The sequence below is a fragment of the Curtobacterium sp. Leaf261 genome (assembly GCF_001422205.1).
GTDB lineage: Bacteria > Actinomycetota > Actinomycetes > Actinomycetales > Microbacteriaceae > Curtobacterium.
Map to the genome: position 1 here is coordinate 597,547 of NZ_LMMJ01000008.1, position 15,438 is coordinate 612,984.

Consider the following 15,438-nt stretch of genomic DNA (forward strand, 5'->3'; position numbering starts at 1 on the left):
CTCACCCCTCGGGGTGGGCGGCCGTTCCGCGTTGCTGGCGGCGGGTGTTCTGAACACGGGCGTCCGCGGTGAACACGCGGATCGGCGGGTTCGTGATGGACGAGGGTGTTCAGAACACGGGCCGCGACGCGTCGGGACGGGTCAGGACGCCGGCGTCTCCTGCGTGCCCATCAGCTGCGCGCGTCCGACGAGGTGCTCTCGGAGCATGAAGCCGACGACCGCGGGCGTCGCGTCCGCGGGGACCTCGAGGGTCGGCACGTCGAGGGCGCTCACCGTGAAGAAGTAGCGGTGCGAGCCGTGTCCGGCCGGGGGAGCGGCACCGAGGAAGGTGTCGGTGCCGTACTCGTTGCGGCGCCGGGTCGAGCCGTCGGGCAGCGTCCCCGTGCCGGCCCCGGCGTCGAGCGAGGTCACCGACGCGGGGATGTCCGACACCGCCCAGTGCCAGAACCCGGACCCGGTCGGGGCATCGGGATCGTAGGCGGTGAGCACGAAGCTCTTCGTCGACTCGGGTGCGCCGGACCACTGCAGCGCAGGGGAGCGGTCGGACCCGCCGACGTCAGCCCCGCGTGCGGAGGTCGGGAGGACATCGCCGTCCGCGAAGTCCGGACTGGTCAGGGTGAAGGTGGGCACCTCGGGGAGGCGCCAGTTGGGGTCGTTGGTCATGCCGACAAGCCAACACCGGTGACCAGGACACGGACTGGAGGCGCGGTGCGGGCCCGCACCGCGCCTCCAGTCCGGTGGACCGTGGGTCCGCCGGTCAGCTGGTCGCGCTGCCCGGGTTCCCGCTCGCGACGATGGCGCCGTTCACGCCGGCCGGGAAGAAGCCGCCCTTGTCGATCTGGTTCGGCGTCAGGTAGACGACGTTCAGCACGCGCTCCGCGGTCCGGCCGAACGCGATGCTGTTCGCGTCGGTCGGCACGAGGTTCGTGACGCCGTTCATCGTGATGCCCTGGTCGTCGTCGGTCGGGCCGTCGAGCGAGTCACGGGCGTCCGAGATCTTGTTCGCCGGAGCTGCGAGCCCCTTGCTGCTGAGCGTGGCACGGATGATGCCGGCGTGGTAGGCCTCGACCGCGAGGATGCCGGCCGCCGCACCGAGGTACGTCTTGTTGTAGATGAGCGGTGCCGCACCCTTGTACGCGGTGACGCCGACGTCCTCGAAGATGTACGCACCGAGCAGGAAGTTCTCGTCGCTCGCGAACGGGTCGAACGTGCCTCCGGCCGGGATCACCCCAGCGGCGGCGGCGGCGGCGCTGAAGCTGGTCTGCAGATCGATCTGCGGACGGGAGACCTTCGCCCCGCTCAGCGCCTTGCGGAGGAAGGCGACGTGGGCCTTCTCATCGGCGGCGATCTCGGTCGCGATCGCCTTGACGGCGGCCGACTTCCACGGGACCGCGTGTCCACCGACGACACCGCCCTGCGGGTCGATCCCGTCGACCATGTTCGAGGGGAGGCCCGTGCCGTACACGGCGCGGAGGTAGAACTCGGCCTCGAGGTACTCGAGGTTGAGCGCGAAGTTGAGGATCGCCGCGTCGGACACGGCGCCGTCCTCCTCCGGCGAGGCGAACGCGGGGGCGGCAGCGCCGAGGGCGGCGACACCGACCCCGACCCCGGTGATGCCGGCGGCGGTGAGGAAGCGCCGCCGATCGAGGGGGTTCTCGGCGCTCCGGTCGATGGCAGCGTTGATGAATCGTTTGTCGAACATCGTGGTTCCTTGCATGGTGAATGCAGCACGGGGTCCGAGCCGACTGGACTCGTCTCCAGGGAGGGACGACCAGGGTGGGGCGGCGGGGATCGGATCGGTGGGAGGCCGATCGTGCCTTGAAGGTACCCCCGGAACGGGGGGTTGCCTAGTGAATTCTGCGGAACCTACCTAGACGCGCGGGCCGACCACACGGTCGACCACGCGACCGAGTGCTGCTGTCGCGGCGATGGAGTCGCCCGCGTACGCACCGACCATCGCGCCGTCACGGGCGAGCATGAGCTCGTCGGCACCGTCGCCGGGCAGTGCGTGACCGGACTCCTGGAGCAGGTCGGCGAGTCGTTCGGTGTACCAGTCGCGGTGCATGGCGACGACCTCGCGGACGGGGCTCCTGGCGTCGTGGTACTCGGCGGCGGCGTTCAGGAACGCGCAGCCGCGGAACCCGGGCTCACCGGTCTGCTTGATGACCGCGTCGACCCAGTCGTGGATCGCGGTGTCCGCGTCCGGGGCCTCGGCGATGATCGTCTCCAGCAGGGTGACGACCTGCTCGTGTCCGGACCGGATGTAGGCCAGGATCAGGTTGTCCTTGGACCCGTAGTGCTTGTAGAACGTGGCCTTCGTGACGCTCGCCTCGGAGATCAGGCGGTCGACGCCGACCCCATGGATGCCCTCTTCGTAGAACAGGCGTGCGGCCGTGTCGAGGATGCGGACCTTCGCTCCGGCGCGCGGCTGTGCGGCTCCGGACGCGGCGGCGCCGACCGGGTTGTCGTCCGACGGGGGGCCCGCGACACCGGAGCGGAGAGCAGAGCTCGACCCGTCCGGTGCCGCGGTGTTCGGTGCCTGGCCGCCGTCGGCCTGTGCCTGATCCCGCGAGGGGACCTGTCCCAGGAGGTGCTGGACGGCCGGTTGGGGGGAATCGACCGTCACAGCGTGGCTCCTTGGGACATCTCGGCTGTGCACGACACTGCGGGGGGACTGTGTCGTGCCAGGACTCGAGTGTCCAGGCGCCGACGGATCGGCATCTAGGGGGGCTGCCGATCCGTTGTTGAAACTGTACCACATGGAGGACAGACAGACACGTCGGTCTGTCCCCATCAGCTGCACCCCACTTCGGGGGTCGTGCGCGAGGACGGTGCTCGTCGGGAGTTCTCCACAGGTCGTCCGGTTCCTGACCGGGGCGACCGGGGGTCGGTAGGCTCGTCACGATGAACGATCCCGTACCGCTGCCACTCGAAGAACCGGACACGTCGTTCCTGACGTCCGGCGGGACGGTCGTCCGTCGTTCCGTGCTCTCCTCCGGGGTGCGCGTCCTCACCGAGTCCGTGCCGTCCGCCCACTCGACGAGCGTCGGCTACTGGGTCGGGGTCGGTTCCCGCGACGAGCGCGACGGGCAGTTCGGCTCCACGCACTTCCTCGAGCACCTGCTCTTCAAGGGCACCGACGAGCGGAGCGCCCTCGACATCGCGGTGTCCTTCGACGCGGTCGGCGGCGAGCACAATGCCGCGACCGCCAAGGAGTACACCTGCTACTACGCCCGCGTCCGTGACCTCGACGTCCCGATGGCCGTCGCCGTCATCGGCGACATGGTCACCGGGTCCGTCCTGGAACCCGACGCGTTCGACATCGAGCGCGGGGTCATCCTCGAGGAACTCGCGATGGCGGCCGACGATCCGGCCGACCTCGCTGGTGAGTCCTTCTTCGCCGCGGCGTTCCCGGACCACGCCCTCGGCCGCCCGATCGGCGGGACCCCGGACAGCATCCGCGCGGTCGCGCGCGACGACGTCTTCGAGCACTACCGCGAGCACTACGCACCGGAGGGCATCGTCGTCACGGCGGCCGGATCGGTCGACCACGACCGGTTCTGCGCCCTCGTGGAAGCCGTGTTCGCGGGCGCCGACGACGCAGCCCCGAACGCACGTCGGGTTCCCGAGGTGGCCGCGCAGCCTGTGGCACCGAGCCTCGCCGTCATCCAGCGGCCGACCGAACAGGTCAGCATCATCCGCGGCTCGCACGGTCTCGATCTCCGCGACGAGCGTCGGCCGGCACTCAGCGTGCTGAACGCCGTGCTCGGTGGGGGCATGTCATCGCGCCTCTTCCAACAGGTCCGCGAGCAACGCGGTCTCGCCTACGCCGTGTCGTCCTTCGCGCCGGCCTACCTCGACAACGGTGCCTTCGGCGTCTACGCGGGGTGCGCGCCGGACAACGTGTCTGCGGTGCTCGACATCATCGACGACGAGTTCCACAAGATGGCGGAGACCGGCATCACCGGCGACGAACTCGCGCGCGCCAAGGGCCAGATCGAGGGGGCCCTCACGCTCTCGCTCGAGGACAGCGACGCGCGGATGACCCGCCTCGGCCGCTCCGAGCTCGGCGTCGGGGAGTTCACCGACCTGACGACGGCGCTCGACCGCGTCGACCGGGTCACCCGGGACTCCGTGCTCGACCTCGCGCAGGACCTCCTCACCCGGCCGGTCGTCACGGCCGTCGTCGGTGCCGTCGATCGTGATGCCCTCGGATCCCACGCCGGATCGGCCCAGAACGAGACGGACGCCTGAGTCACCCATGTCGCACTACCTCTACCTCGTCCGCCACGGTGAGCACCAGGACGCCGAGCACGGGCTCCGGGACGGCAAGCTGTCCGAGCGCGGCAAGCGACAGGCGATGCTCATCGCCGACCGGCTCGGCGGCGTGCCCTTCGACACCGTGTCGCACTCCCCGCTCGAGGCACCCAGCGAGACTGCCAGGATCATGCACGAGCGGCTGCCGTCCATGGCACCGAAGCCGTCGACGCTCCTGTTCGACTGCGTGCCCTCCGGTCCGACGCCGGACATGCCGACGGCCTACAAGTCGTTCTTCGGAGGTGTGACCGAAGAAGAGCTCGCCGCCGGTCAGGCGCAGATGGACGACGCGGTCGCCGAGTGGTTCACGCCCTCGATGGACGACCGGCACGATCTCCTCATCACGCACAACGCCGTCATCGCGTGGTTCGTGCGCGAGGTGTTCCAGGCTCCGGCCTGGCGGTGGATGGGCACGAACGTCGCACACACCGGCCTGACGATCATCCGGGTCCGGTCGGCCAAGCCGGGGGAGCTCGTCACGCTGAATGATCTGGCACACCTGCCGGTCGAGCTGCGGACCGGACTGCCGGTCCACCAACCGATCTAGCCGCGAGCGCCGGAGCCGCCCGTCACGGGCGCGGACTGCGCGTCGGACGCGATCCGTGCCTCCCGTCCGGTCTGGAGGCACGGTGTGCGTCAGTCGACCGGTCTGCGGAACCAGGCGGTCGCGTTTGGGTTGTCGTTGTAGGGCGCGACACGGCGGTAGCCGCGGGAGACGTACATCGCGCCGGCGGCCACGAGGCTGTCGTTCGTGTCGAGGACGATGCTCGTGGCTCCGAGATCGGCCGCCGCCGTCTCGAGCGCGTCCATCACCGCGCTCGCGACGCGCCGGCCGCGTCCGGCCGGGTCGACGAACACGTGCTTGACCTCGAAGCGCACGTCCACACCGCCGTCGTCGGCCGTCGCGTCGGCGATCCGTCGGACACCGCCGCACCCGACAGGAGCACCGGAGTCGTCGTCCGCCACGACGAACACGCCGTTCGGGGGCGTGAACTCCGCCGCCGGGGTGCGCTTCCGGCTGTAGGCCCCCTGCGCCGACGGGAAGGTGGCCTCGCGTTCGTCGAGGTAGCGGTCGAGCAGGTCGTCGACCTCGGGCAGATCAGCTGGGACGATGCGCACGGTGACCACCCGCCGATCCTACGACCGGCCCGCGGGGTGGTTGGATTGGGCCATGAGCATCTCCGTCGCCGTCGTCGGCGCCACCGGTCGTCTCGGGGGACTCGTCTCGGACGTCGTCCAGGAACTCGACGGGTTCGACCTCGTCGCCCGGTTGTCGTCGCGGGACGGTGTCGACGTCGCGGAGCCGTCCGTGTTCGCCGGTGCGTCGGTCGTGGTCGACGTCACCGTCCCGGCACTCAGTCCGGCCATCGTGCAGACCGCCCTCGCCAGCGGCGCGCACGTGCTCGTCGGGACGTCCGGGTGGTCGGCCGATCGGCTCGCGACCCTGCGGACCTCGCTGGCGGAGCGCCCGGAGCAGGGCGTCCTCGTCGTCCCGAACTTCTCGATCGGCTCGGTCCTCGGAACGCATCTCGCCACGATCGCGGCGCCGTGGTTCCCGTCGATCGAGATCGTCGAGTCCCACCACGCGCAGAAGGTCGACTCCCCGTCCGGGACCGCGGTGCGCACCGCCGAGCTCATCGCCGACGCACGCCGCGAGGTCGGCCCGGTCGACGCGCCGCACGTCGACCAGCGCGCCCGGGGACAGCAGGTGGCGAGCATCCCGGTGCACAGCCTCCGGCTCCCGGGGGTCACAGCGCAGCAGTCCGTGCTCCTGTCCGGGGTCGGTGAGACCCTGACGATCCGACACGACACGCTCGACGACGCCTCGTACGCACCAGGGGTCCGCGCTGCGCTCGCCGCCGTGCCGGCGATGCGCGGACTGACGGTCGGGCTCGGCACCGTGCTCGGCATCGGCTGACCGTGCGGTCCACGCGCTTCGCGGGCGTCGTCGTCATCGCGGTGCTGCTCGTGCTGTACATCGTCGTCATCGGGCAGCGGGCGGTGGCGTTCATCGCGACCGGGCTCGCGGTCGGCATCGCGATCGGTGTCGCACTCGTCGTCGTGGGGCTCATCGGGCTGCTGCTGCTCGTCCTCGAGCTGCGGTTCGGGTTCCGGATCACCCGGCTCGCGACGCGGCTCGAGGCAGAGGGCGGGACCCCGGACGACGAGGTGCCCCTCCGCCCGTCCGGCCGCGTGGACCGGGCAGCGGCGGACGCGCTCTTCCCGAAGTACCGGGACGAGGTGGAGGCGTCCCCGGAGGACTGGCGGGCCTGGTTCCGGCTCGGCGTGGTCTACGACGCCGCCGGAGACCGCCGTCGGGCGCGGAGCGCGATGCGGACGGCGCTGCGGTACGCGTGAGCCGGTCCGGCGTTCCACAAAACGCCACCTTGGCCGTTCCGCGCAGGGACATATCCCTGCGCAGAGCTGTCGACCTGGTGTTTTGCGAAAGCGGCAGCCCGGGCTACCGCAGGAACGCGTCGACCGCCTGCTCCGCCGTCGTGTGTGCGAACTCGTAGCCGTCCTCCCGCAGGACGTTCGGGAGCATCATCTGGCTCGAGAGCAGGAGCTCGTCCGCGGCGTCACGGAGCAGCAGGCGCAGCGCGAACTCCGGCACCGCGAACAGGTAGGGCTTGTGCATGTCCTCGGCGACCCGACGCGTGATCCTGTCGCTGACCGCCGGCTCCGGTCCGGCGAGGTTCACCGGTCCGGACACGCTCGAGGTGCAGAGGTGCACGATCGCCCCGACCTCGTCGTCGAGCGAGATCCACGGCCAGTGCTGTCCACCGGTGCCGAGCTTGCTGCCGAGGCCGAACTTGGTCAGGGGCAGCACCGGCCCGAGGGCACCACCGCCCGGGCCGAGCACGAGTCCGGTGCGCAGGAAGACCGTCCGGGTGGCGTCCGGGGCCTTCGCGGCGGCGGCCTCCCACTGCACGCAGATGTCCGCGAGGAACCCGGTCCCGGGCTCCGCCGTGTCGCCGAGACGGTCCGCCGGACGGTCGCCGTAGATGCCGGACGCGGAGCCGCTCAGGAACGCCCGGGGTGGGTTCGCGGCGTGCTGCATCGCCGTGACGAGGGTGTTCGTCGGGTCGAGCCGCGAGGTCAGCAGCGTCCGCTTGTACTCGTCGGTCCAGGGGAGCTTGCCGATGCTCGCGCCCGACAGGTTGACGACCACGTCCGCGCCGTCCACGATCGCCGGGTCGAGGGCGCGCTCACCGGGTGACCACCGGAACTCGGTCGGCGTCCGGGGTGCACGGCGCACGAGGGTCGACACGTGGTGGCCGGCGTCACGGAGTGCTGCGACGAGCGGCGTGCCGATGAACCCGGACGCACCGGCGACGAGGACGGAGAGCGGGGCATCCGCCATGGGGACCTCCAGTTGGTCGGAGCCTCCAACCTATTCGGGTCGGCTCGGGATCGGACGGGAGGCACGGCTGGCGCCCGTCACGCTGCTCCCGTTCGGCCGTGGCCGGGCTTAGCATCGAGACCGTGACCGACACCGCAGCGCCCACCTCCACGAAGCAGCCGGACCCGAGCGTCCCGACGCCCTACGAGGACCTGCTCCGCAAGGTCCTGACCGAGGGTGCCCCCAAGGGTGACCGGACGGGGACCGGCACGCGGAGTCTGTTCGGCGCGCAGCTCCGGTACGACCTGTCCGAGGGGTTCCCGCTCATCACGACGAAGCGCGTGCACTTCAAGTCGATCGCGTACGAGCTCCTCTGGTTCCTCCGTGGCGAGGGCAACGCGACCTGGCTGCAGGAGCACGGCGTCCGGATCTGGAACGAGTGGGCGGCTGAGGACGGCGACCTCGGCCCGGTCTACGGCGTGCAGTGGCGTTCGTGGCCGACCCCGTCCGGCGAGCACGTCGACCAGATCGCGCAGCTCCTCGACGAGATCCGGACGAACCCGGACTCGCGGCGGCTCATCGTGTCGGCGTGGAACGTCGCGGACATCCCGTCGATGGCCCTGGCGCCGTGCCACGCCTTCTTCCAGTTCTACGTGGTGGACGGCAAGCTCTCCTGCCAGCTGTACCAGCGGAGTGCGGACATGTTCCTCGGCGTGCCGTTCAACATCGCGAGCTACGCACTGCTGACCCACATGATCGCTGCGCAGACCGGACTCGAGGTCGGCGACTTCGTCTGGACCGGCGGCGACTGCCACGTCTACGACAACCACGTCGCCCAGGTCGAGGAGCAGCTGTCGCGGACGGCCTACGCGCTCCCGGAGCTCCGGATCGCCGAGCGCTCGAGCATCGACGACTACGTCTTCGAGGACTTCGAGATCGTCGACTACGCCCACCACCCGACGATCCGCGGCGCCGTCTCCGTCTGATGCAGCAGCAGCAGATCGGCCTCGTCTGGGCGCGGTCGCGGAACGGCGTCATCGGAGCCGACGGCGGCATCCCGTGGCACGTCCCCGAGGACATGGCGCACTTCAAGGCCACGACACTCGGCGCCACCGTGGTGATGGGTCGGCGGACGTGGGAGTCGATCCCACCGCGGTTCCGGCCGTTCGCCGGTCGTCGGAACATCGTGCTCACGCGGGACACGGCATGGACGGCGGACGGCGCCGAGGTCGTGCACGACCTCGGCGTCGCGCTCCGAGTCCCGTCCGACACCGGCACGCTGTGGGTCGTCGGTGGGGGAGCCGTCTACGCGGATGCCGTGCCGCTGGCCGACCGGGTCTCCGAGACCGTCGTCGACGCGGACGTCGACGGCGACACCCGTGCACCGGAGCTCGGCCCGGACTGGCGGTGCGCCGACGACTCCGGGTGGCTCCTGTCCACGAAGGGTCTCCGGTACCGGATCACCGACCTGCGCCGAGCGTGAGCCGGGCCGGTGTCGACCATCGGCACCGTTCCTCCAGTCCGAAGCGCGCGCGTGGTCGGCCGAGTGGGCGCGTGACCGGCCGAGTGCACGCGTGGCCCGCCGAGCGCATGCGCGGACCGTCCGAGCGGACGGTCCGCGCCGCTCGGCACTCCCGGTACGCTGGGCGTGTGTCCCCCCGTGAGAATCCGTTCGGCCAGGTCCTCGTCGCCCTCGTGACGCCGTTCACCGCCGACGGCGAGGTCGACTGGCCCGGTGTCGAGCAGCACATCGAGAACTGCATCACCGCGGGCGCCGACGGGATCGTCGTGACCGGGACGACCGGGGAGACGAGCACCCTGACCGACCCCGAGAAGCTCCGACTGGTCGAGGTCGGCAAGTCGGTCGCCGCGGGCCGGGCCAAGATCATCACCGGCGGTGGCTCGAACGAGACCGCGCACGCGATGCAGCTCTACCGGCAGAGCGAGAAGGCCGGCGCCGACGGCGTCATGATCGTCACGCCGTACTACAACAAGCCGACCCAGGCCGGTGTCCTCACGCACTTCCGGATGATCGCGGACGCGACCGACCTGCCCGTCATCCTCTACGACATCCCCGGGCGCACCGGCATCCCGATCAAGTACGAGACCATCGTGCGCGCGTCGAAGCACCCCAACATCCTCGCGGTGAAGGACGCCAAGGGCGACTTCGCGGAGGTGAGCCGGGTGCTGAACAACACCGATCTGATGTACTTCTCCGGCGACGACACGAACGTCCTGCCGCACCTGGCGATCGGTGCGACGGGGCTCATCGGTGTCACGGCGAACATCACCGCGACGCCGTACCGCGCCATCGTCGACGCCGTGAACGCCGGTGACCTGGCGACGGCGACCCGCGAGCACCAGCGCCTCGAACCGCTCGTCCGCGCCGTGATGACACATGTCCCTGGTACCGTCGCCGCGAAGTACATCCTGCACGGCCTCGGCCGGATCTCGAGCCCGCGGGTCCGCCTGCCGCTCGTCGGACCAGAGGAGTCCGAGGCCGCGACGATCGAGGCCGAACTCGAGTTCGTCCGGGACATCCCGGGTGCGGACTTCTCCAACTTCCGACCGGACCGCAACGCTGCGGCCGGCGGTGCACTGCCCAAGGTGCCAGGCACCACCCGTTGACCATCCGCGGCGTCAGAACGACGTCGCCAGCACGACAGGACCGAATGCCCACGAAGATCTCCGAGCCGAAGCCGCTCGAACCCGGGACTCTCCGCGTCACCCCCATCGGTGGACTCGGCGAGATCGGCCGGAACATGACCGTCTACGAGTTCGACGGCAAGCTGCTCGTCGTCGACGCCGGTGTCCTCTTCCCCGAGGAGCACCAGCCGGGGGTCGACCTCATCCTCCCCGACTTCTCCCCGATCAGGGACCGTATGGACGACGTCCTCGGGGTCGTGCTGACGCACGGCCACGAAGACCACATCGGCGCCGTCCCCTACCTCCTGCGTCTCCGCCAGGACATCCCGCTCATCGGCTCGCAGCTCACGCTCGCGCTCGTCGAGGCGAAGCTCAAGGAACACCGCATCAAGCCGTACACGCTGACGGTGCGCGAGGACCAGGTCGAGCAGATCGGGCCGTTCAACCTCGAGTTCGTCGCAGTGAACCACTCGATCCCGGACGCCCTCGCCGTCGCGATCACCACGAGCGCCGGTCGTGTACTGCACACCGGCGACTTCAAGATGGACCAGCTGCCGCTCGACGACCGCATCACCGACCTCCGTGCGTTCGCGCGGCTCGGCGAGGCCGGCGTCGACCTGTTCCTGCCGGACTCCACCAACGCCGACGTGCCCGGGTTCACCGCTCCGGAGCGCGACATCGGTCCGGTGCTCGAGAGCGTGATCGCCCGGGCCCGCAAGAAGGTCGTCGTCGCGAGCTTCTCGAGCCACGTGCACCGCGTGCAGCAGGTCCTCGACGCGGCTGCTGCGAACAACCGACGCGTCGCGTTCATGGGCCGTTCGATGATCAGGAACATGACGATCGCCGCGGACCTCGGGTACCTCCGGGTGCCGGAGAACGTGCTCATCGACAGCAAGAAGGCCAAGGACGTCCCGGACGACAAGATCGTCTACATGTCCACCGGTTCGCAGGGCGAGCCGATGGCCGTCCTCGCGCGCATGGCGAACATGGAGCACCAGATCGAGGTCGGTGACGGCGACACCGTCATCCTGGCGTCGAGCCTGATCCCGGGCAACGAGAACGCCGTCTACCGCGTGATCGACGGGCTCACGAAGCTCGGCGCGAAGGTGGTGCACAAGGGCAACGCGAAGGTGCACGTCTCCGGACACGCCTCCGCCGGGGAGCTCCTGTACTGCTACAACATCCTCCGTCCGCGGAACGTCATGCCCGTGCACGGCGAGCACCGCCACCTGTACGCGAGCGCGGACCTGGCGATCCAGACGGGTGTGCCGCCGCGGAACGTCATCCTCGGGGTCGACGGCATCGTGGTCGACCTGAAGGACGGCGTGACGAAGGTCGCCGGCCAGCTCGACCTCGGGTACGTGTACGTCGACGGCTCGACCGTCGGCGAGATCACCGATGCGGACCTCAAGGACCGTCGCACCCTGGCGGAGGAGGGCTTCATCTCGATCTTCTGCGCGGTGGACTTCACCACCGGTCAATGCATCGTCGGCCCGGAGATCCAGTCGCGCGGCTTCGCCGAGGACGACTCGGTGTTCGACTCGGTCCGGCCGCAGATCATGAAGGCGCTGTCCGACACCGCGGCGAACGGCGCGGGGGACCAGCATGCGTTCACGCAGGCGGTCCGCCGGACGGTCGGCCGCTGGGTGAACACCAAGCACCGTCGGAAGCCGATGATCGTCCCGGTGGTCATCGAGGCGTAGCCCGAGCAGCACGCGTCGCGCGTCCACGCGCGACGGACGACGACAGGACCGGCCGGGAGGCACCTCCCGGCCGGTCCTGTCGTGTTCCGCCCGGCAGACGGTGGCGTCGCACCGCGCGCGAGTCCGTCATGGACCCCTCGGTCGAGTGCGGACTGGTCGGTCGACCGCGACCGATCCACTAATGTTCTGGATACGTATTCGTGTCCGGAGGTTGTCGTGCTCGTCCTCAAGCGCTGGGTCTGGCCCGGCCTCAAGTTCCTCGTCGCGCTGGTCATCGCCGTCGCGCTCGTCCAGCTGGCGTTCTTCCCCGCGTCCGCGGACGACGATCCGGCGCAGTCGGCGGCCCTGCCGTCGGGGGCGCTGCAGGACCCGGTGGTCGCTGTCGAGACGGGGACGATCCGCAACGACGTCGAGGTCAAGGGCCAGATCGAGCCCCTCCCCTCGTCGACCGTCAAGGCGACGGCGACGGGCACCGTGAACGCCGTCCGGGTCGACGCCGACCAGGGCGTCGAGCAGGGTGCGCCGCTCATCCAGATCATGACCGAGACGCCGGTCGACCCGCCCGCGGACCCGACGCTCCCGCAGCCGAAGCCGAAGGTGACCTACACGAACGTCACGGCACCGATCGACGGCGCCGTCTCCTCGCTCGACGTCCTCGTCGGGCAGGACGTCTCGATCGGTGAGACCGTCGCGATCGTCGCGCCGAGCAGCTTCCGCGTCAGCGCGAAGCTCACGGCCGCGGATCTCTACCGGCTGCTCCAGCGTCCGACCGAGGCGAGCGTGACGATCCCCGACGGGCCGGCCCCGTTCGCGTGCACGAACCTGCGGATCGGCACGGCCGGCTCGGGCGCCGGCACGGGTACCGGGGCCGACACCGGGCAGGACTCCGGGGCGACGGGCGCGGACAGCACCGCTCTGACGTGCGACGTGCCCGGTGACGTCACGGTGTTCGCGGGCCTCACCGCGTCCGTCACGGTCCCCGCCGGGCTGGCGGAGAACGTGCTCACGGTGCCGCTGACGGCGGTCTCGGGAACGGCTGCCTCCGGCACCGTGACGGTCCTCGCGCACCGAGCGGCATCCGACGACGGATCGGCGTCCGGCGCGTCCGGTACTTCCGGTGCGACTGGTGCGACTGGTGCGTCGGGGTCCGAGCCTGGACGCGAGACGCGCGAGGTGACCCTCGGGCTCAACGACGGCAAGCGTGTCGAGGTCACCGGCGGCCTCGCCGAGGGTGACCAGGTCCTCGAGTTCGTGCCCGGCACGGATGCTCAGGAGGACGACGCCTCCATCTCGGGCGGCGGTGTGGTCATCGGATGAGCGTCCTGACCATGCACGACGTCACGCGCACCTTCGAGTCCCCGGACGGGACGCGGCTCGACGTGCTCCGCGGCACCGAACTCGTCGTCGACGCGGGGGACCGGGCCGCGATCGTCGGGCGGTCCGGTTCCGGCAAGTCGACGCTCCTGAACATCGCCGGCCTGCTCGACACCCCGACCTCCGGCACCCACGAGTTCCTCGGCATCGACGCCACCCGTCTGTCGTCCGGTCGACGCGACCGACTCCGCGGCGAGGAGATCGGCTTCGTGTTCCAGCAGTTCAACCTCGTGCAGGGCCTCACGGCGGTGGAGAACGTCGTCGTCCCGCTGCTGTACGCGTCGGGCTCGCGGTTCTGGCGGCGGCGGTCGGTGGCCGCGGACATGCTCGACCGGGTCGGGCTGTCGCACCGGCTCGACGCCCTGCCGCACCGGATGTCCGGCGGCGAGCAGCAGCGCGTGGCGATCGCGCGCGCCCTCGTGCAGCAGCCGGCGCTGATCCTCGCGGACGAACCCACCGGTGCGCTCGACGGTACGACGGGCGACGTCGTCATGACGCTGCTCGAGACGGTGGCCGAGGAGTCCGGCGCGGCACTCGTCACGATCACCCACGACCCGGCGGTCGCGGCGCGCGCGCAGATCGTGCACACGATGGTCGACGGCAGGATGGCCGCGTCGCCGGTCGACTCGGTCGACTCGGTCGAGGCGGGCGCGCCGGTCGAGCCGGGCGCGCCGGTCCCGGCGGGCGCGCCGGTCGACGCGGTCGCGGCGGTCACGGCATGAGCCGCATCCTGACGACGATCGTCGGCACCCTCGTCGAGGCGTGGAGCGAGGTCCGGGTGCACCGCGGCCGGGTGGTCCTGAGCCTCGTCGGCGTCACCGTCGCGGTGGCGTCGCTCACGGCGGTGACCGGGTTCGGGTCCCTGTCGTCGGCGGCCGTCTCGGCCACCAACGAGCGCTACGCGGGGCGACCGGCGACCTACACACTCTCCGTGGCCGAGAAGTCTGGTGCCGGCACGCCCCTCGACCCGGTGGCCGTGACCGCGGCGTTCCGTGCGGCGACCGAACGGTACGGCATCGAGCAGGCCTCGGTCGTGACCGAGGAGGAGCGTCGCGTCCAGTTCCCGTCCGGTGTGCAGCGGGTTTACACCCAGGAGGTCGACCGTGCGTGGGGAGCGATCCACCCGAACGTGTTCTCCGCGGGTCGGTGGTTCAGCGCCGCCGACGAACGACTCCTCGCGCCGGCGATCGTCGTGAACGGCGCGATGTGGGAGTCACTCGGCACCCCGGATCTTGCCGGACACCCGGTCGTCGACGTCGCGCCGGACTCCGCGCAGCGGCCGACGACCACCGCCCAGATCGTCGGGGTGCTGGACACGGGGAGCTACGACACCCAGCCGCAGATGTGGACCCTCGCGCCACGAGCCGATGCCGATGCCGGTGCCGGTTCCGGTGCCGACGTCAGTGCGCTGCCCGGGCCGGACGCGTCGGCCGGTCCCGAGAGCGGCGTGTCGCCGCCGCGCTACGAACTCTGGATCCCGACGCACGGCGCGGGTCGGCTGTCCGCGCGGGTCGCCTCGGACGTGCGTGCATCGCTCGGCGGGGCGGCGACGGTCGACACGAGCCGGACGGACGCACAGGGCCCGGACGGCACCGAGTCCCTGCAGGTGATGATCACGGCGGTGTCGGTCCTGGTGCTCCTGCTCGGCGCGGTCGGCCTGCTCGGGGTCTCGCTGGTGAGCGTGCGGCAGCGCATCCGCGACATCGGGATCCGACGTGGTGTCGGTGCGACCGCGCCGAGGATCTTCATCGCGGTGATGCTCGAGAACGTCGTGGGGACGGCCGTCGCCGGCGCGGTGGGGGTCCTGGCGGCGGCACTGCTGATGGGGTTGCCCGTCGTCCGCGACGCCCTGACGCTCGGCCTCCCGGTCGCACTCCCGCCGTTCCCGGTGAGCGCCGCGCTCATCGGGATGGCCTGCTCGGTCGGCGTCGGAGCCCTGTCGGGGCTCGTCCCGGCGCTCGTCGCGGTGCGGGTGCGGGTCGTCGACGCCATCCGGTACTAGGCGAGACGCGGTGCTCCCGGTGACACCGTCGGGCGTGCCGTCCGTTGCGTGCG

The 15,438-nt window shown here is 70.8% G+C and carries 16 protein-coding genes; 11 read left to right on the forward strand and 5 right to left on the reverse strand.

The features are described 5' to 3' along the window. Positions 1–141: 141 nt before the first annotated feature. The 3 genes from ASF23_RS10925 to ASF23_RS18690 all read right to left on the reverse strand — a co-directional run bounded on the left by ASF23_RS10925 (position 142) and on the right by ASF23_RS18690 (position 2,626). The gene (locus ASF23_RS10925) at positions 142–663 is read right to left on the reverse strand and encodes a YbhB/YbcL family Raf kinase inhibitor-like protein (protein WP_055952930.1); all 522 of its coding nucleotides are present in this window, start codon (positions 661–663) and stop codon (positions 142–144) included. Between the two features lie 94 nt (positions 664–757). Beyond that, positions 758–1,702, reverse strand: a complete 945-nt coding sequence (locus ASF23_RS10930) for a ferritin-like domain-containing protein (protein ID WP_055952933.1) — start codon at positions 1,700–1,702, stop codon at positions 758–760. Between the two features lie 168 nt (positions 1,703–1,870). Next, positions 1,871–2,626 (reverse strand): TetR/AcrR family transcriptional regulator, encoded by a 756-nt coding sequence (locus ASF23_RS18690; RefSeq protein WP_235510864.1) that lies wholly within the window; start codon positions 2,624–2,626, stop codon positions 1,871–1,873. A 278-nt stretch (positions 2,627–2,904) separates the two neighbouring features. On the opposite strand from ASF23_RS18690, the gene ASF23_RS10940 reads away from it, so the two are divergent. After that, positions 2,905–4,254, forward strand: a complete 1,350-nt coding sequence (locus tag ASF23_RS10940) for a M16 family metallopeptidase (RefSeq protein ID WP_055952936.1) — start codon at positions 2,905–2,907, stop codon at positions 4,252–4,254. A gap of 7 nt (positions 4,255–4,261) precedes the next feature. Then, positions 4,262–4,864 (forward strand): histidine phosphatase family protein, encoded by a 603-nt coding sequence (locus ASF23_RS10945; protein WP_055952940.1) that lies wholly within the window; start codon positions 4,262–4,264, stop codon positions 4,862–4,864. 89 nt (positions 4,865–4,953) lie between these two features. On the opposite strand, the gene ASF23_RS10950 is transcribed toward ASF23_RS10945, so the two are convergent. Then, positions 4,954–5,445: a GNAT family N-acetyltransferase gene (locus tag ASF23_RS10950; RefSeq protein WP_235510865.1), complete on the reverse strand. Its 492-nt coding sequence runs from the start codon at positions 5,443–5,445 to the stop codon at positions 4,954–4,956. A gap of 43 nt (positions 5,446–5,488) precedes the next feature. Between ASF23_RS10950 and dapB the strand changes: the two genes are divergently transcribed. Both dapB and ASF23_RS10960 read left to right on the forward strand, forming a co-directional pair. Continuing rightward, entirely contained in the window at positions 5,489–6,235 is a 747-nt protein-coding gene (dapB, locus tag ASF23_RS10955) for a 4-hydroxy-tetrahydrodipicolinate reductase (RefSeq protein ID WP_055952943.1), read from the forward strand. Continuing rightward, entirely contained in the window at positions 6,232–6,675 is a 444-nt protein-coding gene (locus ASF23_RS10960) for a hypothetical protein (RefSeq protein WP_200919346.1), read from the forward strand. The genes dapB and ASF23_RS10960 overlap by 4 nt, the downstream gene beginning before the upstream one ends. A gap of 103 nt (positions 6,676–6,778) precedes the next feature. Here the strand turns inward: ASF23_RS10960 and ASF23_RS10965 are convergent, their stop codons facing one another. After that, a complete protein-coding gene (locus tag ASF23_RS10965) occupies positions 6,779–7,681 on the reverse strand; it encodes a TIGR01777 family oxidoreductase (protein ID WP_055952949.1) in 903 nt (300 codons plus the stop codon). 122 nt (positions 7,682–7,803) lie between these two features. On the opposite strand from ASF23_RS10965, the gene ASF23_RS10970 reads away from it, so the two are divergent. From ASF23_RS10970 to ASF23_RS11000, 7 genes are all read left to right on the forward strand, one after another. Then, on the forward strand, positions 7,804–8,646 hold the full coding sequence (locus ASF23_RS10970; RefSeq protein WP_055952952.1) for a thymidylate synthase: 843 nt from the start codon (positions 7,804–7,806) through the stop codon (positions 8,644–8,646). Then, a complete protein-coding gene (locus ASF23_RS10975; protein WP_055952955.1) occupies positions 8,646–9,143 on the forward strand; it encodes a dihydrofolate reductase in 498 nt (165 codons plus the stop codon). Before ASF23_RS10970 ends, ASF23_RS10975 begins: the two co-directional genes overlap by 1 nt. A 167-nt stretch (positions 9,144–9,310) precedes the next feature. Then, on the forward strand, positions 9,311–10,288 hold the full coding sequence (gene dapA / locus ASF23_RS10980) for a 4-hydroxy-tetrahydrodipicolinate synthase (protein WP_055953324.1): 978 nt from the start codon (positions 9,311–9,313) through the stop codon (positions 10,286–10,288). A 44-nt stretch (positions 10,289–10,332) separates the two neighbouring features. Then, complete coding sequence (locus ASF23_RS10985) at positions 10,333–12,009, forward strand: ribonuclease J (protein ID WP_055952958.1); 1,677 nt, start codon at positions 10,333–10,335, stop codon at positions 12,007–12,009. 216 nt (positions 12,010–12,225) lie between these two features. Beyond that, positions 12,226–13,326: an HlyD family efflux transporter periplasmic adaptor subunit gene (locus ASF23_RS10990; RefSeq protein WP_055952961.1), complete on the forward strand. Its 1,101-nt coding sequence runs from the start codon at positions 12,226–12,228 to the stop codon at positions 13,324–13,326. Continuing rightward, complete coding sequence (locus ASF23_RS10995; protein ID WP_082474034.1) at positions 13,323–14,105, forward strand: ABC transporter ATP-binding protein; 783 nt, start codon at positions 13,323–13,325, stop codon at positions 14,103–14,105. The genes ASF23_RS10990 and ASF23_RS10995 overlap by 4 nt, the downstream gene beginning before the upstream one ends. Beyond that, positions 14,102–15,385 (forward strand): ABC transporter permease, encoded by a 1,284-nt coding sequence (locus ASF23_RS11000; protein ID WP_055952964.1) that lies wholly within the window; start codon positions 14,102–14,104, stop codon positions 15,383–15,385. Before ASF23_RS10995 ends, ASF23_RS11000 begins: the two co-directional genes overlap by 4 nt. Positions 15,386–15,438: the final 53 nt, after the last annotated feature.

Excerpts from the sequence above, each read along its gene's own strand:
- ASF23_RS10975 (WP_055952955.1), top strand. The coding sequence starts at position 8,646 with ATGCAGCAGCAGCAGATCGGCCTCGTCTGGGCGCGGTCGCGGAACGGC.
- ASF23_RS10995 (WP_082474034.1), top strand. The coding sequence starts at position 13,323 with ATGAGCGTCCTGACCATGCACGACGTCACGCGCACCTTCGAGTCCCCG.
- ASF23_RS10940 (WP_055952936.1), top strand. The coding sequence starts at position 2,905 with ATGAACGATCCCGTACCGCTGCCACTCGAAGAACCGGACACGTCGTTC.
- ASF23_RS10925 (WP_055952930.1), bottom strand. The coding sequence starts at position 663 with ATGACCAACGACCCCAACTGGCGCCTCCCCGAGGTGCCCACCTTCACC.
- ASF23_RS10985 (WP_055952958.1), top strand. The coding sequence starts at position 10,333 with ATGCCCACGAAGATCTCCGAGCCGAAGCCGCTCGAACCCGGGACTCTC.
- ASF23_RS11000 (WP_055952964.1), top strand. The coding sequence starts at position 14,102 with ATGAGCCGCATCCTGACGACGATCGTCGGCACCCTCGTCGAGGCGTGG.
- ASF23_RS10945 (WP_055952940.1), top strand. The coding sequence starts at position 4,262 with ATGTCGCACTACCTCTACCTCGTCCGCCACGGTGAGCACCAGGACGCC.
- dapB (WP_055952943.1), top strand. The coding sequence starts at position 5,489 with ATGAGCATCTCCGTCGCCGTCGTCGGCGCCACCGGTCGTCTCGGGGGA.
- ASF23_RS10965 (WP_055952949.1), bottom strand. The coding sequence starts at position 7,681 with ATGGCGGATGCCCCGCTCTCCGTCCTCGTCGCCGGTGCGTCCGGGTTC.
- ASF23_RS10930 (WP_055952933.1), bottom strand. The coding sequence starts at position 1,702 with ATGTTCGACAAACGATTCATCAACGCTGCCATCGACCGGAGCGCCGAG.